The organism is Solidesulfovibrio fructosivorans JJ], assembly GCF_000179555.1.
Classification (GTDB): Bacteria; Desulfobacterota; Desulfovibrionia; order Desulfovibrionales; family Desulfovibrionaceae; genus Solidesulfovibrio; species Solidesulfovibrio fructosivorans.
Genome location: NZ_AECZ01000024.1, coordinates 13,869 through 37,745 on the forward strand (window position 1 = coordinate 13,869; position 23,877 = coordinate 37,745).

At 65.1% G+C, this 23,877-nt stretch carries 26 protein-coding genes and 1 pseudogene; 11 read left to right on the top strand and 16 right to left on the bottom strand.

All coding sequences use genetic code 11. The annotated features are described in order from the left end of the window. The 5 genes from DESFRDRAFT_RS15125 to DESFRDRAFT_RS15145 all read right to left on the bottom strand — a co-directional run bounded on the left by DESFRDRAFT_RS15125 (nt 1) and on the right by DESFRDRAFT_RS15145 (nt 2,921). Nucleotides 1–1,278 carry a hypothetical protein gene (locus tag DESFRDRAFT_RS15125; protein ID WP_005995337.1) on the bottom strand — a complete coding sequence of 426 codons (1,278 nt, stop codon included), beginning with the start codon at nt 1,276–1,278 and terminating at the stop codon, nt 1–3. Between the two features lie 334 nt (nt 1,279–1,612). Then, on the bottom strand, nt 1,613–1,843 hold the full coding sequence (locus DESFRDRAFT_RS15130; protein ID WP_005995339.1) for a MoaD/ThiS family protein: 231 nt from the start codon (nt 1,841–1,843) through the stop codon (nt 1,613–1,615). Further along, nucleotides 1,840–2,139 (bottom strand): hypothetical protein, encoded by a 300-nt coding sequence (locus tag DESFRDRAFT_RS15135; RefSeq protein ID WP_005995340.1) that lies wholly within the window; start codon nt 2,137–2,139, stop codon nt 1,840–1,842. Before DESFRDRAFT_RS15135 ends, DESFRDRAFT_RS15130 begins: the two co-directional genes overlap by 4 nt. An 18-nt stretch (nt 2,140–2,157) precedes the next feature. After that, on the bottom strand, nt 2,158–2,682 hold the full coding sequence (locus DESFRDRAFT_RS15140) for an acyl-CoA thioesterase (RefSeq protein WP_005995341.1): 525 nt from the start codon (nt 2,680–2,682) through the stop codon (nt 2,158–2,160). After that, nucleotides 2,679–2,921: a hypothetical protein gene (locus DESFRDRAFT_RS15145; protein ID WP_005995343.1), complete on the bottom strand. Its 243-nt coding sequence runs from the start codon at nt 2,919–2,921 to the stop codon at nt 2,679–2,681. The genes DESFRDRAFT_RS15140 and DESFRDRAFT_RS15145 overlap by 4 nt, the downstream gene beginning before the upstream one ends. Before the next feature lie 227 nt (nt 2,922–3,148). Between DESFRDRAFT_RS15145 and DESFRDRAFT_RS15150 the strand changes: the two genes are divergently transcribed. The 3 genes from DESFRDRAFT_RS15150 to DESFRDRAFT_RS15160 all read left to right on the top strand — a co-directional run bounded on the left by DESFRDRAFT_RS15150 (nt 3,149) and on the right by DESFRDRAFT_RS15160 (nt 5,775). Further along, entirely contained in the window at nt 3,149–4,261 is a 1,113-nt protein-coding gene (locus DESFRDRAFT_RS15150; RefSeq protein WP_005995345.1) for a linear amide C-N hydrolase, read from the top strand. Nucleotides 4,262–4,338: 77 nt separating this feature from the next. Beyond that, nucleotides 4,339–5,343, top strand: coding sequence for a SphA family protein (locus DESFRDRAFT_RS15155; RefSeq protein WP_005995348.1), 1,005 nt, complete (start codon nt 4,339–4,341; stop codon nt 5,341–5,343). A gap of 210 nt (nt 5,344–5,553) precedes the next feature. Further along, nucleotides 5,554–5,775: a hypothetical protein gene (locus DESFRDRAFT_RS15160; RefSeq protein ID WP_005995350.1), complete on the top strand. Its 222-nt coding sequence runs from the start codon at nt 5,554–5,556 to the stop codon at nt 5,773–5,775. 51 nt (nt 5,776–5,826) lie between these two features. Here DESFRDRAFT_RS15160 and DESFRDRAFT_RS15165 read toward each other — a convergent pair whose 3' ends face one another. The 7 genes from DESFRDRAFT_RS15165 to flgB form a co-directional block, all read right to left on the bottom strand. Then, entirely contained in the window at nt 5,827–7,152 is a 1,326-nt protein-coding gene (locus DESFRDRAFT_RS15165) for a FliI/YscN family ATPase (RefSeq protein WP_005995351.1), read from the bottom strand. After that, nucleotides 7,139–7,888: a FliH/SctL family protein gene (locus DESFRDRAFT_RS15170; protein ID WP_005995352.1), complete on the bottom strand. Its 750-nt coding sequence runs from the start codon at nt 7,886–7,888 to the stop codon at nt 7,139–7,141. Before DESFRDRAFT_RS15170 ends, DESFRDRAFT_RS15165 begins: the two co-directional genes overlap by 14 nt. Next, complete coding sequence (gene fliG, locus DESFRDRAFT_RS15175) at nt 7,875–8,873, bottom strand: flagellar motor switch protein FliG (RefSeq protein ID WP_043794984.1); 999 nt, start codon at nt 8,871–8,873, stop codon at nt 7,875–7,877. The genes DESFRDRAFT_RS15170 and fliG overlap by 14 nt, the downstream gene beginning before the upstream one ends. 119 nt (nt 8,874–8,992) lie before the next feature. Beyond that, nucleotides 8,993–10,633: a flagellar basal-body MS-ring/collar protein FliF gene (gene fliF, locus DESFRDRAFT_RS15180; RefSeq protein WP_005995354.1), complete on the bottom strand. Its 1,641-nt coding sequence runs from the start codon at nt 10,631–10,633 to the stop codon at nt 8,993–8,995. A 41-nt stretch (nt 10,634–10,674) separates the two neighbouring features. Then, nucleotides 10,675–11,001, bottom strand: coding sequence for a flagellar hook-basal body complex protein FliE (gene fliE, locus DESFRDRAFT_RS15185; protein ID WP_043794985.1), 327 nt, complete (start codon nt 10,999–11,001; stop codon nt 10,675–10,677). A 9-nt stretch (nt 11,002–11,010) separates the two neighbouring features. Then, a complete protein-coding gene (flgC, locus tag DESFRDRAFT_RS15190) occupies nt 11,011–11,451 on the bottom strand; it encodes a flagellar basal body rod protein FlgC (RefSeq protein WP_005995356.1) in 441 nt (146 codons plus the stop codon). A gap of 2 nt (nt 11,452–11,453) precedes the next feature. Further along, the gene (gene flgB / locus DESFRDRAFT_RS15195) at nt 11,454–11,864 is read right to left on the bottom strand and encodes a flagellar basal body rod protein FlgB (RefSeq protein ID WP_005995357.1); all 411 of its coding nucleotides are present in this window, start codon (nt 11,862–11,864) and stop codon (nt 11,454–11,456) included. A gap of 387 nt (nt 11,865–12,251) precedes the next feature. Between flgB and DESFRDRAFT_RS15200 the strand changes: the two genes are divergently transcribed. From DESFRDRAFT_RS15200 to DESFRDRAFT_RS15210, 3 genes are all read left to right on the top strand, one after another. Then, on the top strand, nt 12,252–12,824 hold the full coding sequence (locus DESFRDRAFT_RS15200) for a tetratricopeptide repeat protein (RefSeq protein ID WP_005995359.1): 573 nt from the start codon (nt 12,252–12,254) through the stop codon (nt 12,822–12,824). Nucleotides 12,825–12,966: 142 nt separating this feature from the next. Further along, entirely contained in the window at nt 12,967–13,560 is a 594-nt protein-coding gene (locus DESFRDRAFT_RS15205) for an IMP cyclohydrolase (protein WP_005995361.1), read from the top strand. Nucleotides 13,561–14,189: 629 nt separating this feature from the next. Beyond that, entirely contained in the window at nt 14,190–15,167 is a 978-nt protein-coding gene (locus DESFRDRAFT_RS15210) for a 2-hydroxyacid dehydrogenase (protein WP_005995366.1), read from the top strand. Between the two features lie 10 nt (nt 15,168–15,177). Here DESFRDRAFT_RS15210 and DESFRDRAFT_RS15215 read toward each other — a convergent pair whose 3' ends face one another. The 3 genes from DESFRDRAFT_RS15215 to DESFRDRAFT_RS15225 all read right to left on the bottom strand — a co-directional run bounded on the left by DESFRDRAFT_RS15215 (nt 15,178) and on the right by DESFRDRAFT_RS15225 (nt 17,417). Further along, a complete protein-coding gene (locus tag DESFRDRAFT_RS15215) occupies nt 15,178–15,552 on the bottom strand; it encodes a hypothetical protein (protein ID WP_005995367.1) in 375 nt (124 codons plus the stop codon). Between the two features lie 162 nt (nt 15,553–15,714). After that, a complete protein-coding gene (locus tag DESFRDRAFT_RS15220; protein ID WP_005995370.1) occupies nt 15,715–16,761 on the bottom strand; it encodes an iron-containing alcohol dehydrogenase family protein in 1,047 nt (348 codons plus the stop codon). After that, nucleotides 16,758–17,417: an HAD-IB family phosphatase gene (locus tag DESFRDRAFT_RS15225; RefSeq protein WP_005995371.1), complete on the bottom strand. Its 660-nt coding sequence runs from the start codon at nt 17,415–17,417 to the stop codon at nt 16,758–16,760. Before DESFRDRAFT_RS15225 ends, DESFRDRAFT_RS15220 begins: the two co-directional genes overlap by 4 nt. Before the next feature lie 204 nt (nt 17,418–17,621). Between DESFRDRAFT_RS15225 and DESFRDRAFT_RS15230 the strand changes: the two genes are divergently transcribed. Continuing rightward, a complete protein-coding gene (locus DESFRDRAFT_RS15230) occupies nt 17,622–19,469 on the top strand; it encodes a SulP family inorganic anion transporter (RefSeq protein WP_005995373.1) in 1,848 nt (615 codons plus the stop codon). Nucleotides 19,470–19,594: 125 nt separating this feature from the next. Here the strand turns inward: DESFRDRAFT_RS15230 and DESFRDRAFT_RS15235 are convergent, their stop codons facing one another. Beyond that, nucleotides 19,595–19,810, bottom strand: coding sequence for a Sec-independent protein translocase subunit TatA/TatB (locus DESFRDRAFT_RS15235; RefSeq protein ID WP_005995375.1), 216 nt, complete (start codon nt 19,808–19,810; stop codon nt 19,595–19,597). A gap of 204 nt (nt 19,811–20,014) precedes the next feature. On the opposite strand from DESFRDRAFT_RS15235, the gene DESFRDRAFT_RS15240 reads away from it, so the two are divergent. From DESFRDRAFT_RS15240 to DESFRDRAFT_RS15250, 4 genes and pseudogenes are all read left to right on the top strand, one after another. After that, nucleotides 20,015–20,938 carry an ABC transporter ATP-binding protein gene (locus DESFRDRAFT_RS15240; RefSeq protein ID WP_005995376.1) on the top strand — a complete coding sequence of 308 codons (924 nt, stop codon included), beginning with the start codon at nt 20,015–20,017 and terminating at the stop codon, nt 20,936–20,938. Further along, nucleotides 20,935–21,720, top strand: coding sequence for an ABC transporter permease (locus DESFRDRAFT_RS15245; RefSeq protein WP_005995377.1), 786 nt, complete (start codon nt 20,935–20,937; stop codon nt 21,718–21,720). The genes DESFRDRAFT_RS15240 and DESFRDRAFT_RS15245 overlap by 4 nt, the downstream gene beginning before the upstream one ends. Nucleotides 21,721–21,811: 91 nt before the next feature. Next, nucleotides 21,812–22,078 (top strand): annotated as a pseudogene (locus tag DESFRDRAFT_RS22575) (FlxA-like family protein); the annotation flags it as partial. A gap of 519 nt (nt 22,079–22,597) precedes the next feature. Continuing rightward, nucleotides 22,598–23,857: a magnesium transporter MgtE N-terminal domain-containing protein gene (locus DESFRDRAFT_RS15250; RefSeq protein ID WP_005995380.1), complete on the top strand. Its 1,260-nt coding sequence runs from the start codon at nt 22,598–22,600 to the stop codon at nt 23,855–23,857. Nucleotides 23,858–23,877 lie beyond the last annotated feature (20 nt).

The window sequence follows — 23,877 nt, forward strand, 5'->3', positions numbered from 1 at the left end:
TCAGGCGTCGTCGCCCCCATCCTTTTCCGGTTCGAGGTCGAGCACTTCCTCGCCGCCGATGTAGGGCATGAGGATCGGCTTCTCCACCGCCTTGAGCAGGTTGACGATGGCCCCCTTGAGCCGGTTGATGTTCTCCACGATCAGGTTGACGTACTGCATCTTCTTTTCGACATCGATGCGTTCCACGGCCAGGCCGAACAGGTGGCGCATGGCGGCCGGGGCCAGCGGCGGCCAGGGGCCGGGCACGAGCTGCATGGCCTCGGTGATCATGGACGTGGCGATGGCGTCCTCGTCGTCGAGAAACTCCTCGTCCTCCTCCAGGATCAGCTCGGCCGCGTTTTTCATGATGGCCAGCACGTTGTTGCCCACATGGGCCATGCCGCCGGCGGCCTTGGCCAAGGCGTCGCGCCCGAGCTCCATGCGCCGGCCCACGGTCAGGGACACGATGCGGGCGCAGTCGACCAGGAAATCGGATTCGTAGCGGTCGAAGAATTTGGGCTTCTTCGAATACAGCATGACCAGGCCGAAGGCCTTGCCCGCCGGCTCGCGCAGGAAAAAGACCAGCCGGCAGCGAAATCCCTCCAGATACGGCACGCAGTCGATGGATTCGCCGCCGTGCTCGGGCCCGTGCAGATTGTTGGAAACCACGAACAGGGCCTCAGGGTCGGCCACGGAGCGCATGACCGGATGGTGGGGCAGGGTCTCTTCCATGAAGCGCACGAAAATGGGCGTGGCCCGGCCGGTATGGGTGTTGGCCGCGATGTTGACCCAGTTGCCCCGTTCGTCGCGCAGCCGGCAGACGTACAGGTCGCCCTTGAGCTCCTTGAGCAGCACCTCGGCGCTTTGCTCCAGAATTTCGGCGGCGGTCTGGAAATCCTGTCCGGCGTTAATAAGCTCGTAGAGGATCTCCAGCATGAGCGTGGTCTTGTCGTGGGCCTTTTTCAGCTTGCCGCAGCGGTATTCGAGCTGCACGAAGCCGGGGTTGGCCCGCGTGAGGCCCTCGATCTTGTGGGCCTTGACGATGTCGAGTTCCCGACGCACCGAGGTCAGGGCCGTCAAAAGCGACTCCCAGCCCGTGATCGCCTGCTCCGGGTCGGGGATGTTGGCAAGGCCCGGCAACACGTCCAGGGACGTCTTGATGGAGAACATGAGGTCGGCGATAGCCGTACGCACGGCCGGGGGGGCCGCCCCGATAATGTTGTGCAGACGCTCCCTGGGATTGAGGCCTGTCAGTAAAAGTGGCGTGGCCAGTGGGCAGTAATCGGATTTAAGCGACATGGCGCATCCTCGAAGGTTGGCGCAATTCGCGCCTTGGACACACGATAACGCGGAGCGTCAGCCGTGTCGACAGGGGTTGGCCCGCGAGAGGAAAACCCTTTTTTGAATTTGAAGAGGAAGGGGCGAGAGGGGAACCCTTTTTGAAAAAAGGTCCCCCTCTCGCGCTCTCCCCTCCGAAAAACTTTTCCCTGTTGTGATGCCGGAGAGGGCTTTCTCCCGTTTTGTGAAAAGGTCCTTGAAAAAGAAGGAAAGGCCCCTTTCGCAAGGCGCGGCATTCCCCCGGCTGTTGCTGGGGGGAGGCGGTAACGTAGCTATATTTTAGGGGAAGTCAATATCAGCCCCCGGTGATGGGGGGCACGAAGGAAACGGTGTCGCCCGGGGAAAGCGGCGTTTCCGCCCGCGCCGGCCGGCCGTTTACGAGCACGGTCCCGATCGCGCCGAGGGGCAGGCCCAGCCGGCCGGCCAGGCCCGCGACCGTTTCGCCCGGCCCGATTCGCGCCTCCCCGCCCGGCGGGGCATAGCCGGCCAGGGTGGCCAGGGCGCGCACCGCAACCGTGTCGCTCACGCCTCGCCTTCGGGGGCCTCGACCCAGCCGGCCAGCGCGTTGATGATCTTTTTCGCCTGATCCCGGCTGGAAATGGCGAACTTCGACTGCACGCGGTAGGTGTCCCCGGATTTCTTGTAGCGGCGGATCGCGTAGCGGTCCGGGCCGTAGGCGTCCTTTTTGGGGTCCCACTGGACGAACCGGAACAAAATGGTGGTCCAGGCCCCCCGGGTCAGGATCACCTTGTCCAGCTCCTTGGTCAAAAGCACCCCGTCTTCTTCGTAATTGACGGTCAAATCGTCGATGGTCTCGGCCACAATGCACCTCTATGGGAGTTATTCGCCGCGCCCCTGACGCTGGGAGTCGCGTTCGCGGCGGCGTTCGGCCAACCGGGCTTCGCGGCGGGCGGCGGCCTCGCGATTGCGGCGGCTGTCGTCCTCGGTTTCCAAAATGAGCGGCGGCACGGCATGGGGACGCCGCTCGGCATCCAGGGCCACGTAGGTCAGATAGGCCGAGCCGGCATGGCGCGTCTCGCCGGTCATGGGATTTTCGCACTCCACCCGGACCCCCACCTCCATGGAGGTGGAACCCACGTAATTGACCGAAGCCATAAACGTCACCACCTCGCCGATGTAGGCGGGCTTGAGAAAGTCCATGCGGTCGATGGAGGCGGTGACCACGGCCGAGCGGGCATGGCGGATGGCCGCGATGCCGCCGGCCGTATCGATGTACTTGAGGATGACGCCGCCGTGGACGTTGCCGGCGGGATTGGCGTCCGGGGGAAGCATGCGCTGGGGCATGACCACCCGGCTGGCCGACACGGGCTTGGCCGTAAGCGGATTTTGTACTGGCGGCGTCATTTTACCTTATACCCCTTTTCCTTCATGCAGGCGTCGAGGATCGCTTCCTGCTTGTCCGCGGCCTCGCCGGGGGACTGGATCAGGGCCGTGGACACATAGGCCCGGGACTCGCAGTCCCGATAATCGGCATCGAGGGTCTGCTGGGACACATTGTCGGATTTGGGACCGGAACCGGCGCAGCCGAGGCTCAGCAGGGCTGTCACGACGAGGCAGGACGATGCGGCGAGACGACGGAGCATGGGGAAAGCCTCCTTGGCTTGGGCGGCGAAACGGGAATCAGGCCGGGATGACCGTGGGACTCCCTTAGCGTCCCCCGGGGCGCGGGGTCAATGCGAAGGACGCCTCGTCGGCAAAGCGTCGCTTTACCCAAAAGCACCCTTGGGCTATGCCAACCATACGTACCGACATACCCTGCTCCGTAAAGCCTTCTCTTCGATTGCGCACACCCAACTCCAAAGGATGCCCCATGAAACAGTTCCTTTCTTGTCTCGTCGTCGTCGGCCTGTCGTTATTGCTGGCCGTCCCCCCGGTCTCGGCCTGCACCAGCATTCGCATCAAGACCACGGACGGCAAAATTTTCTACGCCCGCACCATGGAATACGCCCAGCAACTGCACAGCGGCGTGTTAACCATTCCCAAGGGCACGGCCATGGCCGGCATCCTGCCCGACGGCAGCCTCGGCGGACTCAAATGGAAAGCCAAGCACGGCGTCGTGGGCATGGACGCCTTCGGGAAGCCGATTGTCTGCGACGGCATGAACGACGCCGGACTCGTGGCCGGCGGGCTGTTGTTCCCGGGCTATGCCGGCTACCAGTCCTACAGCAAAAGCAAGGCCGGCCACACCATCTCCAATTTCGACGTCGTCAAATACATCCTGTCCCAGTTCGCCACCGTGGACGAGGTGCGTTCCGGCATGAAGGACGTCATCGTGTGCCAGGGGCCGGGAAGCCTGGACGGCGTGACCACGGGACCGGTCCCCATGCACTACACCGTGCATGACGCCAGCGGGGCGAGCATCGTCATCGAGTACCAAAACGGCCAATGCCACATCTACGACAATCCGCTGGGAGTGCTGACCAATGCCCCGGATTTCCCCTGGATGCGCATCTACCTGGGCAATTTCGTCAACCTCTCGGCGGTCAACGCCAAGCCCATCGCCGTGAATGGTTTCAAGGTGGACCCGACGGGCCAGGGCTCGGGCATGCTCGGGCTTCCCGGCGACTTCACCCCGCCCAACCGTTTCCTGCGCATGGTGGCGCTCACCCAGGCGGCCAAGCCGGTGACCGGCGCCGACGCCGGGCTGGCCCTGGTCATGACGATCATCAGCAATGTGGACATCCCCTACGGCGCGGTCCGCGACAACAGCCCGCAAGGCGCGCTGTTCGACTACACCCAGTGGACCATTGCCTCGGACACCGCCCGCGGGCGCTTCTACTTCCGCACCTACAACGACAAGAACTGGCGCTATGTGGACGTCAAGGAAGCCCTGGCCAAAGCCGGATCGAACATCACCAGCCTGCCCATCGACATCCCGGCCGACTATCCCGACGTCACGGCCCAGGCCAATCCCCTCAAATAATTCTGGCCCGCTTCGCGCGGCGGGGGCGTATCTCCCGCCGCGCGAAACCCAGCATCCCCAATCCGGTAAGGTCCCGCATGAACCACATCCCCTGCCGACACGGCAAAGCCCTGCCCTGCCTATATCCGATGGTCCTCGCCCTATGCCTCGTCCTTTTCGCCCCCGGTCGGGCGACGGCCGTGGAGGGGGGCCTTAGCCACTACATTCCCGGAGCCTACGGCGACTTCCTCATGGGCTACATTCCCGAGGCCGGCTTCTACCTGCGAAACGACACCCTCCACCAGTCCTACCACATGGACGGGACGCTCAAGGGCGGACGCGTCTACGCCGGACTCAAGGTCCATTCGGTGATCAACCTCACCAAGATGAGCGCCATGTTCGACGTGCCGGCCATACACGGCCTGCTCGGCATCGGCGTCGGCGTGCCCGTGATCGTAAACGAGCACATCACCGGCGACCTGGCGGCCAACTACACGACCCGGTCCGCATCGACGGGGCTCGATACGCCCCACCATCTCGCCTACGGCGCGGGCGGCGACCGGGGCGGACTTTCCGACATCTTCCTCATGCCGATCATCGCCGCCTGGAACCCCGGCGAATGCCACATCGCCGTCATGCCCATCGTGTTTTTGCCGACCGGCTATTACAACAAGCACAAGCTGACCAACCTCGGCATGAACTTCGCCACCTTCGACGGCAACGTGGCCTTCACCTGGCTGCACAAGGAAAAATACGAGATCTCGGTCAACGCCGGCTACATGATCAACACCGAAAACCCTTCCACCCATTACCTCTCGGGCAACCAACTGCATGTGGACTGGACCGCGGCCTACCACTTCACCCCGCGCTTCGGCCTGGGCGCGGTGGGCTACCTGCTCGCCCAGACCACGCCGGATTCGGGCACGGGGGCCAAGATGGGCTCCTTCGAGTCCTCGGGCTCGGGCATCGGCCCGGCCGTCACCTGCACCGTGCCCGTCGGCGGCAAGGACCTGATGCTCATGGCCAAATGGATCCACGACCTCGGCGCCAGCCATTCCTTCCTGGGCGATACGATCTACGGCTCCTTCGCCATCAAATTTTAGGGAGGGAAGGAGAGAAGAAGGTGCGAGAGGGGGCCCCTTTTTGAAAAAAGGGGCCCCCTCTCGCGCTCTCCCCCCCCAAAAACTTTCAAAGGTTACAAAAGGGTGGCGACAACACCCTGTAACCGTTAAAAGTCTTTGGAAAGGGGGCCCGGGGGGAAACCTTTCTTCAGAAAGGTTTCCCCCCGGCTCTCACCCTCAAAGGAGAAAAAAATGCACGGATTCTACGAATACGGCACGTTCGGCGGCGGGTTGATCTCGTTTCTGATCACCCTGGCCATTTTGGCGCTCATCTTCCTGGTCTGTCGGGAAATCGTGTGCTGGTACTGGAAGATCAACCGGGCCATGGAGCTTCTGGAGCGCCAGAACCTGTTGCTCGAGCGCATCGAAGCCAAAATTTCGGCGGTCTCCGGATCGAACGGCAAGACGAGCTGACCGGCGGGGGCGTCTCTTTTCCCCCGGCGGCCGCGCGACGCGGTCGGGGCCTTACTTCATGAGTTCCAGGATGGCGGCGAAGCTCTCGTCCAGGGTCTGGCTTTCGTCCACGGCCTGGCGCAGGAAGCCGTTGATGGGGCCGATCATGTCGATGGCCCGGTCGATTTCGGGGTTGGCCCCCCGGGCGTAGGCCCCGATATTGACCATGTCCTCCACCCGCCGGTAGGTGGCGAGCAGGCGGATCATCTCCCGGCCGGCGGTCAGCGCCTCCTTGGGCGTCACGTCCGAGCGCAGACGGCTGATGGACTTGAGCACGTCGATGGCCGGGAAATGCCCCTGATCGGCCAGGTCGCGGGTGAGCACGATGTGGCCGTCGAGGATGGAGCGCACGGCGTCGGCGATGGGTTCGTTGAAGTCGTCGCCATCCACGAGCACGGTGTAGATGCCAGTGATGCTGCCCTGGTTGTTCTTGCCGGCCCGCTCCAGGAGCTTGGGCAGCTGGGCGAAGACCGAGGGCGTGTAGCCGCGCGTGGTCGGCGGCTCGCCGGCGGCCAGCCCCACTTCCCGGCCGGCCATGGCGAAACGGGTGACGGAATCCATCATGAGGATGACGTCGCCCCCCTGGTCCCGGAAAAATTCGGCCATGGCCGTGGCCGCGTAGGCGGCGCGCATGCGGATAAGCGGGCTCTGGTCCGAGGTGGCCACGACCACCACGGAACGGGCCATGCCCTCGGGGCCGAGGTCCTTTTCGATAAATTCCCGCAGTTCGCGGCCGCGTTCGCCCACCAGCCCGATGACGTTGATGTCGGCCTTGGTGTTGCGGGCGATCATGCCCATAAGCGTCGATTTTCCGACGCCGGAACCGGCCATGATGCCGACGCGCTGCCCCTTGCCGAGGGTGAGCAGGCCGTTTATGGCCCGCACGCCGACGTCCATGGGCTCGTTTATGCGCGGGCGGTCCATGGGCATGGGCGCGGAGGCGAAGATGGGGTTGAAATTGGCGGGGGTTATGGCCGCGCCGTCGTCGATGGGGTTGCCGAAGGCGTCGATGACCCGGCCGAGATAACGCCGGCCCACCGGGAATAGGGGCGGCGTGCTGGTGTTGCGGATCAGCGTCCCCGGCGCGATGCCGCGCAGGTCGCCGTAGGGCATGAACAGGCAGGCTCCGTCGCGAAAGCCCACCACCTCGGCCGGCACCTCGCGGATCTGTCCGTTGCCGCCGTCGTCGGAGAGCAGCTGGCACACCGAGCCGACCGGGGCGCGAATCCCCCGGCCCTCGGCGATAAGCCCCACCACCTTGGACACCTTGCCGAAGGTGTGGGCCGGGCGCAGCCGCTCCAGAAAGCCGATGGCCCCGGAGGCGTCAAGCGCCGGCACCGTCGTCTCCCGAGGCGGCGAGCTGCTCGAAAATCTTTTCCACTTCGCTAAAGCGGCTGCCGATGGAATTGTCCACCAGCCCGTCCGGGCTCTCGAGGATCAGGCTGCCGGGGATGAGCTGGGGATCGGTGCGCACCAGGACCTTGTCCAGGCCGCCGCGCTCCTGGCCGGCCCGGGCGATGAGTTCGCGCACGAAGGGTTCGTCGTCGGGATGGGCGACCAGGGTGAGGCTGGACTTGGCGTCCATGAGTTCCAGGCATTCCCCGAGCAGGTTGCCGAGAATCTCTTCCCGGCGGGCGTCGATGGCGGCCATGGTGGTGCGCTCCACGGCCAGGCGCAGCAGGGTGACGAATTCCTGGCGGTGCGTCGCCCACAGCTTGCCCCGCTCGGCGGTCAGGGACTCGAGCATGGAGCCGAGCGATTTCGACATCTGGGCCAGCTCGGTCTGGATCTGTTCCCCGGCGGCGGCCACGCCCGCGGCATAGCCCTCTTCCTGGGCCTTGGCCTTGATGCGCTCGCCCTCGGCCATGGCCTCGGCGATGATGGCCGACGCCTTGGCCTTGGCCTTGGCCCGCACACGCTCCCAGAACTGGGCCTCGACCTCTTCGAAATGCATGGGCGAACGGCGCGACTCCATCTCCGAGACGGTCGTCTCGGCCTCGCCGCCGTCGGTGCCCGGGCCGAGAATGACCCGGCCGGTGAGCACGCCCAGGGAGTTGCCGTCAGATAAAGACATCCCCGCCTCCGCGGCCGATGGCGATCTTGCCCTCGGCTTCCAGACGCCGCACGGTCTTGACCACGTTTTGCTGGGCGGACTCCACCTCGGCCAGTCGGATGGGGCCCATGATTTCCAGGTCTTCCTGGATCATGGTGGCGGCGCGCTCGGAGAGATTCTTGAAGAACTTGTCGCGCAGATCCTCGGAAGCGCCCTTTAAGGCCTGCGTCAGCTCCTCGTTGGAGACTTCCTTCAAAAGCTCGCGGATGGCCCGGTCGTCGAGGCCCTTGATGTCCTCGAACACGAACATGAGGTTGCGGATATCCTCGGCCATCTGGGCGGATTCCTCTTCGATCTCGGAGAGGACCTCTTCCTCGGTGGCGCGGTCCACGGCGTTTAGGATTTCGGCCACGGACGTGATGCCGCCGACCTTCTTGCCTTCCTTGCCGCCCATGGCGATGAGCTGGTTTTGTAGCACCTTGTCCACTTCGAGCAGCATGTCCTCGGCCACGGCCTCGAGCTTGGAAAGGCGCATGAGCACTTCGGCCCGCACCCCGGACGGCAGGTTCTGGAGGAGTTCGGCCGCCTGATCGGGATGCAGGTGGCCGAGGATCAGCGCCAGGGTCTGCGGGTGTTCGTTGCGCAGAATCTGGGCCAGGATGCGCGGCGACACGTTGACCAGCTCCTGGAAGGGGGTCGGGCCGGTGTCGAGCTCCAACGTCTCCATGATGTACTTGGCCGTGTCCGCGTCCAGGGTCTTGGACAGCATGCGGCGCACCTGCTCGGGGCCGCCCGTGACCATGTCCTTGCCGACCTGCATGGTTTCGTTGAATTCCCGGACCACTTCCTCGACCTGCTCCTTGGGCACGGTCTCCATCTCCATCATGGCCTTGGAGATGCGGGCGATCTCCTTGCGCTCCAGGCGCTTGAACACCTCGCCCGTGAACTTCTCGCCGAGCGCCAGGCACAAGACGGCGGTTTTTTGCGGTCCGGTCATGGTGGCCATCTCCGGTCAACTCTCCTGGGGGGAAACCTTGTCTTCCGAAAGGTTTCCCCCCAGGCCCCCTTTCCAAAAACTTTTAATAATAGCGAAGCGTTATCCGCACACTATCGAGCGCTTTCATCCTAAGCCTCTTGCTTGAGCCAGGCTTTGAGCAGCGTCATGGACTGTTCCATGTTTTCCTCGAACAGTTGCAGGGCCAGGTTCTTGGCCAGCTCCAGCTCCTTGCCGCCCTCGAGCATGCCCAGCCCCTCGCTTTCCTCGGGTTCGGCCAGGGCCAGCCGCGCCTCGCCTTCGGGCAGGCGTTCGAGGGTCTCGATCTCTTCTTCGGTGACGCGCGGGCGGATCAGCGCCAGCACCACCGGCCGCACCACCAGGATCAGGAAGAGGAAGAGCAGCAGGCCGTTCAGGAAAGGCTTGCCCAGCCGCTGGGCGTATTCCAGCATGGTCTGGACCAGGCTCGGCTGGTCCGAGCCGTCCGGCGCGCCGAACTCGAAGCTCGACACCTGGATCTCGTCCCCGCGCGAAGGGTCGAGGCCGGCCGCCCGGGCCACCACCTGCTTGATGCGCTCGAGCTCTTCGGCCTTTCTGGGCACGAAGGTGTAGGTCTCCTTGTCCTTATCCTTGACGTAGGTCCCGTCCACGATAACCGCGATGGACTGGCGCTTCAAGTCGCCGACCGGGGTGACGACGTTTTGTTCTTCCTTGTTGATCTCGAAATTGGTGGTGCTGTTCTGGCGGCTGGATTTCTGGGTGGATTCGGTGCCGGAATAGCCCGAGCCCTGGAAATTGTTGTTGGGCACGGCCGCGCCGCCGCCGCGCGGGGTCACGGTCTGGCCGGAGGCGTCCACGGCCGCCGTGCCGGAGGTGGTTTCCTCGTTTTTCTGCTCGCTGCGCACCACGGTGACGTTGGGGTCGTAGAGTTCCTTGCGGATGGTGCGCTGGCTGAAATCCAGGTCCACGTTGGCTTTGACGATGGACCGGCCGGGCCCGACGATGGGGGTCAGCAGCTGTTCGATGCGGTTTTCGAGGTTGGATTCGTAGGTGTTCTTGAATTCGAACTGGCTGTTGGACATGCCGGCCAGGCCGGAATCGCCCTGGGGCTGGTACAGCGACTGGCCCGTGGTGTCGGTGATGGTGATGTGTTCCGGGGTGAGGCCCTCGACGGCCATGGACACCAGGTTGACGATGCCCTGGAGCTGCTTGGCGTCAAGTTTTTGGCCACGCTTGAGGGTCAGGACCACCGAGGCCGAAGCCTGCTTCTGTTCCTCGATAAAAAGGCTCTTCTGGGGCAGCACCAGATGGACCCGGGCTTTTTCCACCTGGGGAAATTCGGTGATGGTGCGGGCCAGTTCGCCTTGCAGGGCGCGGGTGTAGTTGATGCGCTGGACGAAATCGGTCTGGCCGACCTTGAGCTGGTCGAAAAGTTCGAAGCCGACGCCCTGCCCGTGCATGAGGCCTTCGCCGGCGATTTTCAGGCGCTGTTCGTAGACCGATTCGGCCGGGACCATGATGGTGGCGCCGTTGTCGCGCAGTTCGTAGGGCGTCTTGGAGGCCTTGAGCTGCTCCACGACCCGGGCCGCGTCCTCGGGGGCCAGCCGGGTGTAGAGCACGCGCATCTCGGGCTGGTTGAGGAAGTAGATCATGACCAGGAAGGCGGCGACCGTGGAGGCGGCCAGGCCTCCAAGCAGTATGCGCTGGGCGGCGGTGCGGTTGGACCAGTACTGGATGAGCTTTTCGAAACTCTGCTTGAAGAACGGGGGCATGGCTTTTCTCCCAGGGCGCGTCGGTTAGCGGAACGGATTCCCTAGAACTGCATCTTCACCAGTTCTTTGTAGGCCTCGAGCACCTTGCCGCGCACGGCCGTGGTCATCTGCATGGCCATGCCGGCCTTTTGCAGGTTGATCATCAGCTCGTGCACGTTCTGGCTCTTGCCCGCGGCAAAGGCTTCGACCATGTCGTTCTTCTCGTTTTGCATATTGTTGACGGTCGTCAGCGAGTCCGTGAGCATCTGGCCGAAGCCCTCGGCCGGCGCGCCCGGCTTGGTCAGGGACTTGGAGACCTGGGCGTCGATGGCCCCGGTCTGGGCCATGGCGGTCTTGTATGCGCTGAGCGCCAGGGGAGATATCATGATACGCCTCCGTTATCGCCCGATTTCCAGGGCTTTGCTGAACATGGTCTTGACGGTGCCGATCGACGAGCTCGAAGCCTCGTAGCTGCGCATGGCCGTGATCATGTTGGCCATCTCCTCGACCACGTTGATGTCGGGGTAGGCCACGTAGCCCTCGGCGTTGGCGTCGGGATGGCCCGGTTCGTACTGCATGCGGAAGGGGCGGTTGTCGTTGACGAGCCCCGTGACCTTGACCCCGGCCAGTTCGCGATCCTGGGCGGTCTTCATGGCCTCGGAGAAAGGCGAGTCGATGGGGGTGGATTCGAGCATCACGGACTTGCGCACATAGGGGCCGCCGCCGTTGACCGTGCGGGTGGTCCGGATGTTGGCCAGGTTCATGGAGATGGTGTTCATCAGGGTGCGCTGGGCGGACATGCCCGAGGACCCGATGTCCATGGCGGTAAAGAGGTCCATGTCTACTTACCTCCCTCGGCGAGGACCTTTTGCAGGCCTTCGAAGCCCTTCTTGGTGATCTCGGTCAGGGCGTTGTACATGAGCGTGTTCTTGGCCATGATCGACATTTCCTTGTCCATATCCACGCTGTCCAGGCCCGCCACCACACGCGGCTTCCAGCCCATCTCGAGGGCGCCCGTGAAGGTGGCCGGGGAAAACTTCTGGGACAGATGCTTGGATCCGGTGCGCGTCAGCTTGCCCTCCGTTTCGAGCCCGAGCGCGGATTGCAGTTCGTTCTCGAATTCCAGCCGGCGCGCCTTGTAGGCGGGCACGTCCTGGTTGGACAGATTGGACATGACGACATTCTGACGCTCCAGGCGCAGGTCCAAAACCTTGCCGAGCAGGTCCGTATTTTCGGGAAATATTGATTTCATGGCCTTTTCCCTCGCTTTACCGTGGCCGCGCCCCATGGCGGCCGATCGCTTTCGGGGGACTACTGGGCAAAAAACGTTCCATCACGAAAACCCGACGCCGGAAGCTGGGAATTTTTTACCGGACCGGCGCGTTTCACTTTCTCAAAAAAACATGCGCCCCAGACCTAACTCCCCTCCCCGAAAGCGAGATTTTCCCGGCAAAACCTTCGCACCCCATGGCTGGCACGCGGCTTGCTAAACCCCTCGTGCCCGGCAGAACGCGCTGCCGGTTTCGGCCACAGGCCGTAAAAAAAGAAAGACGCGAAAAAAAACGGCGCAGGGAAGCGCGCCAACCCGGCGACGCGCACGCGAGCACAAAAAGCGGGCGTCGACTACGGAGGGGACGTCATGAGCGGGCAGTTGGATTACGAAATCAACAAGGAACTCGGCGAGTGCTATCTTTTCATGGGCGATTTGGACAAGGCCGAAGAATACTACTCCAAGGCCATGACCAATAACGGCGTTCACCCCGATCCCTATCTGGGGCTGGCCACCATCGCCGTGCAGCGCGGCGAGCTCGACCAGGCCATGACGCTCTACCGCAAGGCCTCCACCATCGAGCCCGACGACCGGGCCCTTTCCGGCATGGCGCTCATCGAGATGGAACGCGGCGAAGCGGCCGAGGCATTCACCCATTTCAGGGGCGCCCTGGCCAAGAACCCGGAAAACCTGGTCGCCATCTTCGGCATGGTGCGCCTGGGCCACGCCGAAAGCCGCATCGAGGAAACCCTGCCCTACCTGCGGGACTACCTCGCCATCGACCCGGCCAAGCACGACGTGCGCTTCACCCTGGCCGGCTGCCTGGTCAGCCTCGGCCGCCACGCCGAAGCCGGCGCCGAACTCGAGACCATCCTGGCCCAGGACCCCCGCTACGCCGCCGCCAAGGACCTGGCCGAGGAACTCAAGCGCATCGCCGCCTGACCAGACCGGCTTCCACCGGATTTATCCCCTTCGCGCCGACCGGTCGCGGCAAAAAAGCCGCGACCGGTCGCCCCGGCCAGGCCCCGGACTTGCCAAGGCCCAAGGAGTGTGGCACCTCGCCGAAAACATCCGCGAGGTCGCCATGGAACTTCTGCCTGTCAAACGGGCGCTTTTAAGCGTCACGGATAAGTCCGGCCTGCCCGAACTGGCCCGGTTTTTAAGCGCCGCCGGAGTCGAACTCGTCTCCACCGGCGGCACCCGCAAACTGCTCATGGAAGCGGGCCTACCCGTCACCGCCGTCAGCGACGTGACGGGATTCCCGGAAATCCTGGGCGGCCGCGTCAAAACCCTGCACCCCCATATCCACGGCGGCATCCTGGCCGACAAGGACAACCCCGAGCACCTGGCCACCCTGGCGAAGCACGGCATCGCCCCCTTCGATATGGTGGTGGTCAACCTCTACGCCTTCGAAAAGGCCCTCGAAAAAGGCCTGGCCCTGCCCGAAATGGTCGAACAGATCGACATCGGCGGCCCCACCCTGCTGCGGGCCTCGGCCAAAAATTTCTCCAGCATCCTGGTCGTGCCCGACCCGGCCTTCTACCCCGAGGTCATGGACACCCTGGCCCAAAACGCCATGGCCGCGCCCCTGCCCCTGCGCCAGAAAACCGCCGCCGCCACCTTCGCCAAGACCAGCGCCTACGACGCCGCCATCGCCGCGTACTTGAAAGACGCATAAACCGGGGAAGATATGCCTCCGGCGGCCAGGGGGAAACTTTTTGAAAAAAGTTTCCCCCTGGACCCCCTTCAAAAACTTTCAACGGGAAGAAATTTCAAATTTTATAACCGGTTGAAGGAAAAACGAGTCGGGGCAAGCACCTTGTGCCGCCGGCCTCGTCGGCCGCAATTTCTTTTTTCATCTGACAAAAGGCACATGCCCGTCGTTTCGCACCGCGACCGCTCCGCTGCCACCCATGGGCCGCGTGGCCTGGGCCGTGGCGGGGGGAAGCGCGGGCGAAGGCGTATTCTTCAAATATGCGCCGCCCGCCCGCGCTCTCCCCGCCACGGACATCAGCGAAAGAAACCGAACCATATCCAAACGGTATCCCCCCTCTCCCTCTCTCCCCCACTGCCTCACAGCCTGCGCCGCCAATCATCACGCCGCCGCCCGCCGCCGCGCCCCCTCCCCCTGACCATCAACGGAAAAAACGCGCCAAAGGCGCTGTATCCCGATGAAAAGAAGACGACTTTTCCCGACTTCGTTCCTGTGATAATCGACTGGAGCCGCCCTTCGGCGCGCGCCCCGGCCAGCTCCTTTTCCCCCGCCCTGGCTGTCGTTTTTCGCGGCGGGGGGAAGGAGACGTTTTCATGGCCGACATCCTGGTGACCCTGACCAGCCCCCATGCCAACCGCCCGCTCCTAGACGAAATGGCCGCCCCGTACGGCGGCTATGCGAATTTCGCCGACGTGCCCGAGGCCGACCGGGCCGCCGCTGTGGCCAGCGCCAAGGTGGTGCTGTCGTTCAAGCCCCACAAGGAAATGGGAGACGCCATGGCCGCCCTGCATCCGGGGCAGTTGCTCCAGATCCTTTCGGCCGGTCTCGACGACCTGCCGTTCGACAGGATTCCCGACGGCGTGACCGTGGCCGGCAATTCCGGGGCCTTTGCCCGGCCCATGGCCGAGCACGCCCTGGCCATGGTGCTGTGCCTGGCCAAGCGCTTGCGCGAGGAGGACGCGGCCATGCGGCGCGGGGAGTTCAACCAGATGGTCCCCACCCTGCTTTTATCCGGCAAAAAAGCGGCCGTGCTCGGGCTCGGCGGCGCGGGCAAGGCCGTGGCCAGGCTCCTTGCCGCCTTGGGCATGGAGATTTACGCCCTCAACACCTCGGGCAAGACCGACGAGCCCGTGGCCTACGTCGGCACCCGCGACAATCTGCGAACCATCCTCGAAGGCGCGCAGGTGGCGGTGCTCACCCTGCCCTATTCACGGCTCACCCATGAGATGATCGGCGCGCGGGAGCTGGCCCTCCTTGCCCCGGACGCCATCCTGGTCAACGTGGCCCGGGGCGAGATTCTCGACCAGAAGGCGCTCTACGAGCACTTGCGCGACCATCCCGCGTTTCGGGCCGGCATCGAGTCCTGGTGGGTGGAGCCGTTGCGCCACGGCCGCTTCGAGGTGGAATATCCGCTGCTGGACCTGCCGAACCTGCTGGCCAGCCCGCACAACTCCTTCGACGTGGCCGAATGGCCGCAACTGAGCTACGAAGCGGCCTTCGCCAACATCGGGCGCTATCTGCGCGGCGAGGCGATCACCGGGCTTATGCGCCCGCAGTTGCACAGGATATAAAGAGGGGTTCTCAGGCCGTGGCGGAAAACATGCCGGAGGTTGGCGTTTGCGGCGCATTGGCGGCGGCCTGGTAGCCGGCCAGGGCCAGACGGCGGCTTATGGCGTTCGTCGGCCCGAAGCTTGCATCGGATTGGCTTGGCGTATCGGCCAGACGGGCGGTTGTGGCGGCCGCGTCCAGGGCGTCGGCGAACGACGTCTGGGCCTTGGCCCCGGTCAGGTCGAATTCGTAATCCGTGGCCGCGTAGCTGACGCGAAACGGACCGAAGGAAACCGTGGCCTCGCGGTTGATGACCTTGCCGCCGACCTTGGGCGTGGACGCGACAAAGCGCGCGGCTTCCCGCTGGTAGGCCGAACTGGCGCTGGCGACGGCTTGGATGGCGGCCATGGGCGGTCTCCGGGCGTGGCGTCACGCCGCCACAGGGACACGAGCGTGCCTGCCCTCTCGGTCCCGACCGTCGGGAACCGGCTCCATCCGTGGAGAGGTCTTTTTTTTTCATATACGCATCAAAGCCGTCGTGGCAAGCCGGCCCGACGCGTCGGAATTCCGTCAGTCCGTGAAGCAGCCCGCCAAAAGCGGATCGTGGTCGATGGTTTGCAGCACCTCGGTCAGGCAGTCCCGCAACGAAAGGACTGTAAAAAAATCGTCCTTGACGCCCGGCGCCAGCCGCACCGCCGTGATCCATTCCGACCGGGAAAAGGGGTCGGCCCGGATGGCGTCGAAAAAGCCCGTTTCGGTAAAGAGCCGGGCCAGGGTGTCGGTCTGCTGTCCGCCCTGAAGACGGCTGACGATGTAGCCGGCCGTGCCCACTTGCAGGCCGTGGAGCCGGGGCCGGGCCGCAGTCGCGTCCAGGGCGTGGGAGATGAGGTGTTCGGAGCCGCTGGCCGGGCGCGACGAGCCGCACATTTCCATGGCGATGCCGTTAAGCATCAGCGCCGTGCCGAGCAGCGCCAGGCTGGGCTCGTCGAAACGCGGGCTGTCCATGAACTGGTGTACCGTGGCGTCGGATAAAAGCGCGGCCAGATCGTCCACCGGCTCGCCCCGGTGGTGGAAGGCCAGCTTCCAGTCAAACACGGCGGTCAGCTTGGAAGCCAGGTCGCCCACCCCGGAAAGCCACAGGATTTTCGGCGCGGACAGGCACACCGTCACGTCGATGACCACGCCCTGGGGCAGGGCCGCGGCCAGGGACCGGCGCTTGCCGCCCATGGTCAGGCTCGACTGGGGGCTGCAAAACCCGTCGTTGGAAAGCGAGGTGGGCACAGCGTAATAGGGAAGCCTGGCCAGAAAGGCCAGGTACTTGGCCATGTCCAGGGCCTTGCCGCCGCCGATGCCCACCACGGCCGCGATTTTTTTGGGCAGCGCGGCGAACCCGGCGGCCGCGTCCTCGAAGCGGTTGTCCGCCGCTTCCTCCCAGTGCGCGACCTCCACCCCTTCGCCGGCCATGCCGGCCCGGGCCGCCTGGCCAATGGCTTCCGGCAGCCCCGTGCTCACCAGAACCAGCACCCGCCTGTGCCCGGCCCGGCGCAGATACACGCCAAGTCGGGCGATCGCCCCGGGCTTGATGCGCACGAGCCCCGGCACGGAAATCGTCTTCACGTCCTCGCCTCCCCGGCCAGCAGCATGTCCGCGATGTCCGACCAGACCGAAAACGTCCGGAACGTCTCGCCGCGCGCCGCAAGCGCCTGGGCCAGGTCGGCCCGAGCGAAACGCCGTTCGCGCGGCACGAGCAGCGCCGCCGGCAGATCGGCGAACCCGTCCCCGGCAAAGGCCACCACCGACGCCCGCGAGGCCGCGTCGCGCACCACCGCCGCCTTGTCCACGCCCGTCTCCGGGCAGGTCAGGGGCGAGGCCGGCGGCGCGTCCATGACCAGCGGCCCGCCCGGCCGGTAGGTTCCGGGGTTGGCGTGCACCTCGAGGGTCACCCCGGCCCCGGCCAGAAGCCGGCGGATGTACCAGTCACAGCCGGCCGAGGCCACGACAACCTCGAAGCCGCCCCGGCGCAGCTTGTCCAGGGAGGCGGCCAGGCCCGGGTCGAGCCCCATGTCCGCCACCACGGCCAGGACATCTTCCTCGGGCGCGCGGATGCGGCTGAAAATCGTTTTGAGCGCCTGGAAATGGGTCATCCGACCGGCCCGGTATTCGTCCCAGGGCGCAAGCGCTTCCGGCGGCAACAAGCGCGTCGCGACCAGTCGGTAAAAATCGTCGGCGGTCATGGTCCCGTCGAAATCGCTGACCAGCACGGCATCGGGCATGGCGAAACTCCCCCGCGATCAAGCCCGCGCGCGCCGGCAATGCCGTCGCGACGGCGGACTTCGGTTTTCTCCGGCATATGCCGTTTTGGGCCGGCAGGCCAGCGACGATTACGAAACGGGGCCTTGTTCCAAAAAGCCCACGGGTTGACCTGCACCGACGCCGGGGTATTGTGATGACAATCGTCTTTTTTGGAGCACGTCGTCATGGAGCAATGCGAACTTCCCCGCCCCAAAACCCGCGGCGACCGCATCAAGGCCGCCCTCCCCCATATCCTGCCGTTTTTGTCCTGGTGGCCCCTGGTCAACCGCCGCACGGCGCGCGCCGACCTGTGGGCCGGGCTCACCGGCGCGGTGATCGTGCTGCCCCAGGGCGTGGCCTTCGCCGCCATCGCCGGCTTGCCGCCGGTCTACGGCCTGTACGCGGCCATGGTGCCGGTGGTCGTGGCCGCCCTTTTCGGCTCCTCGTTCCACCTCATTTCCGGCCCCACCACCACCGCCTCCCTGGTCATCTTCGCCAACGTCAGCCAGCTGTCCGCGCCGGGAAGCCCCGACTACCTGAACCTCGTGCTGGCGCTGACGCTCCTGGCCGGCATCTTCAAGCTGGGCCTGGGCCTGGCCCGGCTCGGCGGGGTGGTCAATTTCGTCTCCCACTCCGTGGTCACGGGATTCATGGCCGGGGCGGCCATCCTCATCGCCACCAGCCAGCTCGGGCATTTCTGCGGCCTGACCCTGCCCCGGGGCGGCTCGTTCCTGGACACCTGGATCGCGCTGATAAGCCACCTGCCGGACGTCAATCCGCGCGTGCTGTGCATCGGCGTGACCACGCTTTTTTGCGCCGTGGCCATCCGCAAATTGAACCCCAAGGCCCCGGCCCTGCTTCTGGCCATGGTCATCGGCAGCCTGGTCTCCATGGCCATCAACGGCCCGGCCCACGGCGTGGCCCTGGTCGGCGCGCTGCCCGCCTCGCTGCCCCCCCTGTCCCTGCCGCGCTTCGACCTGGACACGCTGCGCATCCTGGTCCCCGGCGCGGTGGCCGTCGGCATGCTGGGGCTGGCCGAGGCCGTGTCCATCGCCCGGGCCGTGGCCACCCGCTCCCACCAGCACATCGACAACAGCCAGGAATTCATCGGCCAGGGCCTGGCCAACGTCGTGGGCAGCTTCTTCTCGGCCTACGCCACCTCGGGATCGTTCACCCGCACGGGCGTCAACTTCGACGCCGGAGCCAAGACCCCGCTGGCCGCCGTGTTCTCGGCCGTGTTCCTGGCCGCCATCGTGCTGCTCATCGCCCCGCTCTCGGCCGCCCTGCCCATCGCCTCCATGGCCGGCGTCATCCTGGTCGTGGCCGCCGGGCTCATCAACATCCCGGCCATCCGCCACATCGTGAAAACGGACAAGGGCGAGGCCGGGGTGCTTCTGGCCACGCTTCTGGCCACGCTTTTTACGGAGCTCCAATTCGCCATCTACGCCGGCGTGATCCTGTCGCTCCTGCTCTACCTGCGCCGCACCAGCCATCCCCACTTCATCACCCTGGCCCCGGACCCGGACTCGCCCCACCGGGCGCTGGTCAACGTGCGCCGCCGCCCCCTGCCCGAGTGCCCGCAACTCAAGATCCTGCGCCTGGACGGCTCGATCTTTTTCGGCGCGGTCAACCATATCGCCGAGGAACTGCACCGCATCGCCGAAAAAAGCCCGGAACAGTGCCACATCCTCATCCTCGGCTCGGGCATCAATTTCATCGATGCCGGCGGCTGCCACATGCTGTTTCACGAGGCCGGGACCATGCGGCTTTCGGGACGGGAAATCTTTTTCTGCTCGCTCAAGTCGGAAGTGCTGGAGCTGCTGCGGCGTGGCGGCTGCCTGGCCCGCATCGGGCCGCAAAATGTCTTTCCGGACAAATCCACGGCTATCGCCGGCATCATCTCGCGCCTGGACCCCGAGCGCTGCGCCTGCTGCCACACCCGGGTCTTCGCCGAATGCGCCGCCCGCCCGGGTGGAGAAGAGGAGGGAGAGGTGAGGAAAGAGATGGAGGCCGCCGGGGGGAAACCTTTCTGAAGAAAGGTTTCCCCCCGGACCCCCTTTCCAAAGACTTTTAACAATTACAGCGAGCCATCCGCACACCAGCTGTAATCACTGAAAAATTGAGGAAGGGGAGAGCGCGAGAGGGGCTACTGCCCTTTTTAAAGGGTTTCCCCTCTCGCATTCCCCTCTTCAACCGGCTTGGCGGCCGCCGCGACTTCCGGCGTCACGTCCCGGGCTTCCGTGGCGGCCCGGAAATCCCGCACCGCCTTGCCCAGGTCGTGTCCCACGTTGGCCAGTTTGCCCGGCCCGAAGATGATGAGGACCACGCCGAGGATAAGCAGCAGATGGATGGGTTCGAACAGCCCTGCGAACATGATGACGCCTCCTTTTTTCTTTTCATACCATAAAAGTCTCCTCCCGACCTTTCCCCTGCATGACAATACGGCAAGACGGGAGACGATACTGGCGGCTCTAGCCCGGTTCCGTATCCCGCGTCTGTCGCCGTCCCGACCCGCCATGCCGCGAAACGGACAAATCGCGCCTCTGGCGGGAAGGCGACGCTTGGGGTAGAAGCCCCCATGCGCGAGACGACTTCCGCCCCGGTGCTCGAAGTGACCGGGGCACGCAAAAATTTCGGGACGTTTACGGCCGTGGACGGCGTGAGCTTCTCCGTGGCGCGCGGAGAATGTTTCGGCCTGCTCGGGCCGAACGGCGCGGGCAAGACCACCACCATCCGCATGATCTACGGTTTCTCGCCCTTAAGCGGCGGGAACATCCGCGTCTTCGGCCTGGACGTGGCCACGGCCTTTCGCCGCATCAGGGCCCGGCTCGGCGTGTGCCAGCAGGCCAACACCCTGGACCCGGACTTAAGCGTGCTCGAAAACCTGCTCGTTTTCGCCGCCTATTTCCGCATCCCCAAACGGGAGGCGCTTTCCCGGGCCGAATCGCTGCTGTCCTTTTTCGCCCTGGAAGGAAAAAAGCGCCTCAGCTACGAGGAGCTTTCCGGCGGCATGGCCCGCCGGCTCATGCTCGCCCGGGCCATCATCAACAAGCCGGACCTGCTCATCCTCGACGAGCCGACCACGGGCCTCGACCCCCAGTCGCGAAACACGCTCTGGGACCGGCTGCTCGACCTCAAGCGCCAGGGGCTCACCATCCTGCTCACCACCCACGCCATGGAGGAGGCCGAGCGCTTCTGCGACAGGCTGTGCATCGTCGACCACGGCCGGGTGACGACCGAGGGCGACCCGCGCGGCCTTATCGCGCGGCACGCCGGACGCCATGTGCTGGAGGTGGAGTCGCCCGGCGAGGACTTCGTCGAGACCGTCGCCCGCGAGGCCTGGCGTTTCGACCGGTCGGGCCGCCGGCTTCTGGTCTACGGCGACGACCGGGCCGCCCTGCTCGCCTTGCGCGAGCGGTTTTGCCCGGAGCTGGGCATGTTTCGTCCGGCCACCCTTGAGGACGTGTTTTTGCGCCTGACCGGCAGGGAGCTTCGAGAATGACGGCGGACGCCCGTTTCACAAGCCTTTTTTGGACGGTCTGGCGGCGAAACCTGCTGGTCTATCGCCGCATCTGGGTCATCAATTTTCTGCCGCCGCTTCTGGAGCCGCTTTTTTACCTGCTCGCCTTCGGCGTCGGGTTCTCCGGACTCGTTTCCGACGTGACCTGGCACGGCAGGCCCCTTGGCTTCATCCGCTTTTTCGCCCCGGCGCTGATTGCCGCCACAGCCATGTGGCAGGCCTTCATGGAGACGACCTACGCCTCCTTCGTGCGCATGTTCTACCAGAAGACCTACGACGCGCTTTTAGCCACGCCGCTGTCCCTCGAGGAAATCATCGTGGCCGAGATCGTCTGGGGCGCGACCCGCTCGGGCATCGCCGCCACGCTCATGCTCGCGGTTGTGGCCGGGCTCGGCTACGCCCCGAGCTGGCAGGCGCTCGCCTGCCTGCCCATCGCCCTTCTCGGCGGGCTGGCCTTCGGAGCCATGGGCATGGCCGTAACCAGCGTCACGGGCTCCATCGATATGTTCAACATCCCGATTTTCCTGATTATCACCCCTATGTTTCTTTTTTCCGGCACCTTTTTCCCCGTCGACGCCCTGCCCGCCTGGGCCGCCCATATCGCCGCCGCCATGCCGCTTTACCATCTGGCCGAGCTGGCCCGGGCCGCCTGCCTGGGCAGCCTGCGCGCCGCCTCCCTGGTCCACGCCCTGGTCCTGGCCGCGTTCTTCCTGGCCTTCCTGCCCCTGGCCCTGGCCGGCATGCGCCGGCGGCTCATTCGGTAGTATCCCCCGGCAAAGGCCGCGCCCCCGCCTAAGCGCGTCCGGCCGGAAAATGCCGACCCGGGCATCCTAGGATTCCGCGCGCTCCTCCTCCGCTGACGACGATACCGCCGACGCCACCCTCAAGCAGCTCAAGGAACGCATCGAGGATCTCGAAAAGCAACTCAAAGAGCTTGACGCCGACTCCATGCCCGACGAGGAAAAACAGGCCCGGCAAATGCTGCTCGAGACCCAGCTGGTCCAGCTCAAGCTCGAATACGCCAAGGCGAAAAACAAAACGGGCGGCGCGGGATCAGGCGGCGACGGCGTCGCCGGCATCTTCGACGCGGCGGTCCAGGCCGTTTCGGCCCGGATCGGTTGACAAGCGTCCCGGGGGAGCTTACAGCCCAACCAACACGGAAACCCTTTTGAGGAAAAAATGGACGAGCCGTACAGTAGTTGTCGCAATAACCATACGGTGTTGCGGATTCTTTTGAGATAACGCCTCCCGCCGACTCGGCCCGCGCCGACGCCTGCCCTCCCGTCCGGGAAACAGGTCGCCTCCGCCAGCCCCGCCGGATGGGCGGCGGCAAAGGAGGCGCCCGATGAAAGCATTCTTCATCCGGTCCCGTCATATCGCCTCGCGGCCCCTTTTGTGCGCCTGCCTCCTCGGGCATGCGCAGATCTTTCCCTGTTCCCGCAGGCTGTGCGCCGTTTCCGGCGGCGCCGCCCTGGAACCTCCCTCATTAAGCCTCCCGCCCTTCGCGTAGGGCCATGGGCGAATTTCGCCCGCTGACAGATTCCCTCATTCGCGCATCGTGTCCGCCGGCCGCGCGCCGCGGGCAGAAAATGCATGCGTCGCGCCCGTCGCGCGCGCGTTTTACCCATGAGGAGGCTTGCCATGAGCGAAGTCTACATCAGCTCCATGCTGGGGCGTCCCGTCATCGACCCGTCCGGCGCGGCCCTCGGCCGCCTGGAGGATTTGCGCCTGGTCCCGGGCGATTCCCTGCCCATGGTCACCGGGCTTTTCATCCGCGAAGGCCATGAACGCCGCTTCATCCCCTGGAGCGCGGTCACCCTCTTCACCCCGGTGGTGGTCTCGGCCGACCCGGACGTGGCCGGCCACGCCGACGCCCACCTGGCCGATTCCCCGGACATCCGCCTGCGCCGCGACATCCTCGACCGCCAGATCGTGGATGTGGACGGAGCCAAGGTGGTGCGGGTCAACGACCTCAAGCTCGTCACCCGGGGCGCGAACCTGCTCCTGGCCGCCGTGGACGTGGGCCTTCGCGGCATGGCCAGAAGGCTCGGCATGCTGCGCTTCTGGAACCGGCTGGCCGGGCTTTTCGGCGCGAGCCTCCCGACGCGCGAGATCGACTGGCGCTACGTGGCCCAGCTCGACCCCAACGCCGACCGCCTCACCCTGACCGTGGCCCGCGAACGCCTGACCGACATGCACCCGGCCGACATCGCCGAGATCCTGGCCCAACTCCCCCACAAGGAGGCCGGAGCCATGCTCGGCGCCCTCGACCCCGAAACATTGGGCGAGACCATGGGCGAACTCGACCCCGAACTCGGGGTCAAGGTCATAAGCCAGCTCGACAGCGAGCGGGCCTCGGACATCCTGGAGGAGATGGAGCCCCACGAGGCGGCCGACCTGCTCGGCGACCTGCCCGAGGAAAAGGCCAAGGAACTGCTCGACCTCATGGACGCCGACGACGCCGAGATGGTCCAGGAACTCCTGGAACACGAGGAAGACACGGCCGGCGGCCTCATGAACAACCTTTACGCCTCCGTGCCCCCGGCCATGACCGCCGAGGAGGCCATCAACTACGTCCGCCTCGTCGGGGCCGAAGTCGACAACATCTACTACGTCTACGTCATCCGGGGCGACGAGACCCCGCTTGGCGTGGTCACGCTCAAGCGGCTGCTTCTGGCCCCGCCCAAGACCCCCGTGGCCGAGATCATGACCGTGGGCCTCAAGGCCGTGTCCGTCGACGCCACGCCCCACGACGTGATGGAGATCATCGCCAAGTACAACCTGCTCGCCGTGCCCGTGCTCGACGACGCCGGACACATGGCCGGGATCGTGCCGGCCGACGACGTGCTGGAGATGTTTTTGCCCGAATCCGTGACCCGGAAGCGGTTCGCCGCGCTGTAGGCCGCACGCGCGCCCAAGAG

Coding starts and splice junctions, on each gene's coding strand:
- DESFRDRAFT_RS15125 (WP_005995337.1), bottom strand. CDS start 1,278: ATGTCGCTTAAATCCGATTACTGCCCACTGGCCACGCCACTTTTACTG.
- DESFRDRAFT_RS15140 (WP_005995341.1), bottom strand. CDS start 2,682: ATGACGCCGCCAGTACAAAATCCGCTTACGGCCAAGCCCGTGTCGGCC.
- DESFRDRAFT_RS15145 (WP_005995343.1), bottom strand. CDS start 2,921: ATGCTCCGTCGTCTCGCCGCATCGTCCTGCCTCGTCGTGACAGCCCTG.
- DESFRDRAFT_RS15150 (WP_005995345.1), top strand. CDS start 3,149: ATGAAACAGTTCCTTTCTTGTCTCGTCGTCGTCGGCCTGTCGTTATTG.
- DESFRDRAFT_RS15155 (WP_005995348.1), top strand. CDS start 4,339: ATGAACCACATCCCCTGCCGACACGGCAAAGCCCTGCCCTGCCTATAT.
- DESFRDRAFT_RS15160 (WP_005995350.1), top strand. CDS start 5,554: ATGCACGGATTCTACGAATACGGCACGTTCGGCGGCGGGTTGATCTCG.
- DESFRDRAFT_RS15170 (WP_005995352.1), bottom strand. CDS start 7,888: ATGTCTTTATCTGACGGCAACTCCCTGGGCGTGCTCACCGGCCGGGTC.
- fliG (WP_043794984.1), bottom strand. CDS start 8,873: ATGGCCACCATGACCGGACCGCAAAAAACCGCCGTCTTGTGCCTGGCG.
- fliF (WP_005995354.1), bottom strand. CDS start 10,633: ATGCCCCCGTTCTTCAAGCAGAGTTTCGAAAAGCTCATCCAGTACTGG.
- flgC (WP_005995356.1), bottom strand. CDS start 11,451: ATGGACCTCTTTACCGCCATGGACATCGGGTCCTCGGGCATGTCCGCC.
- flgB (WP_005995357.1), bottom strand. CDS start 11,864: ATGAAATCAATATTTCCCGAAAATACGGACCTGCTCGGCAAGGTTTTG.
- DESFRDRAFT_RS15200 (WP_005995359.1), top strand. CDS start 12,252: ATGAGCGGGCAGTTGGATTACGAAATCAACAAGGAACTCGGCGAGTGC.
- DESFRDRAFT_RS15205 (WP_005995361.1), top strand. CDS start 12,967: ATGGAACTTCTGCCTGTCAAACGGGCGCTTTTAAGCGTCACGGATAAG.
- DESFRDRAFT_RS15210 (WP_005995366.1), top strand. CDS start 14,190: ATGGCCGACATCCTGGTGACCCTGACCAGCCCCCATGCCAACCGCCCG.
- DESFRDRAFT_RS15215 (WP_005995367.1), bottom strand. CDS start 15,552: ATGGCCGCCATCCAAGCCGTCGCCAGCGCCAGTTCGGCCTACCAGCGG.
- DESFRDRAFT_RS15225 (WP_005995371.1), bottom strand. CDS start 17,417: ATGCCCGATGCCGTGCTGGTCAGCGATTTCGACGGGACCATGACCGCC.
- DESFRDRAFT_RS15230 (WP_005995373.1), top strand. CDS start 17,622: ATGGAGCAATGCGAACTTCCCCGCCCCAAAACCCGCGGCGACCGCATC.
- DESFRDRAFT_RS15235 (WP_005995375.1), bottom strand. CDS start 19,810: ATGTTCGCAGGGCTGTTCGAACCCATCCATCTGCTGCTTATCCTCGGC.
- DESFRDRAFT_RS15240 (WP_005995376.1), top strand. CDS start 20,015: ATGCGCGAGACGACTTCCGCCCCGGTGCTCGAAGTGACCGGGGCACGC.
- DESFRDRAFT_RS15245 (WP_005995377.1), top strand. CDS start 20,935: ATGACGGCGGACGCCCGTTTCACAAGCCTTTTTTGGACGGTCTGGCGG.
- DESFRDRAFT_RS15250 (WP_005995380.1), top strand. CDS start 22,598: ATGAGCGAAGTCTACATCAGCTCCATGCTGGGGCGTCCCGTCATCGAC.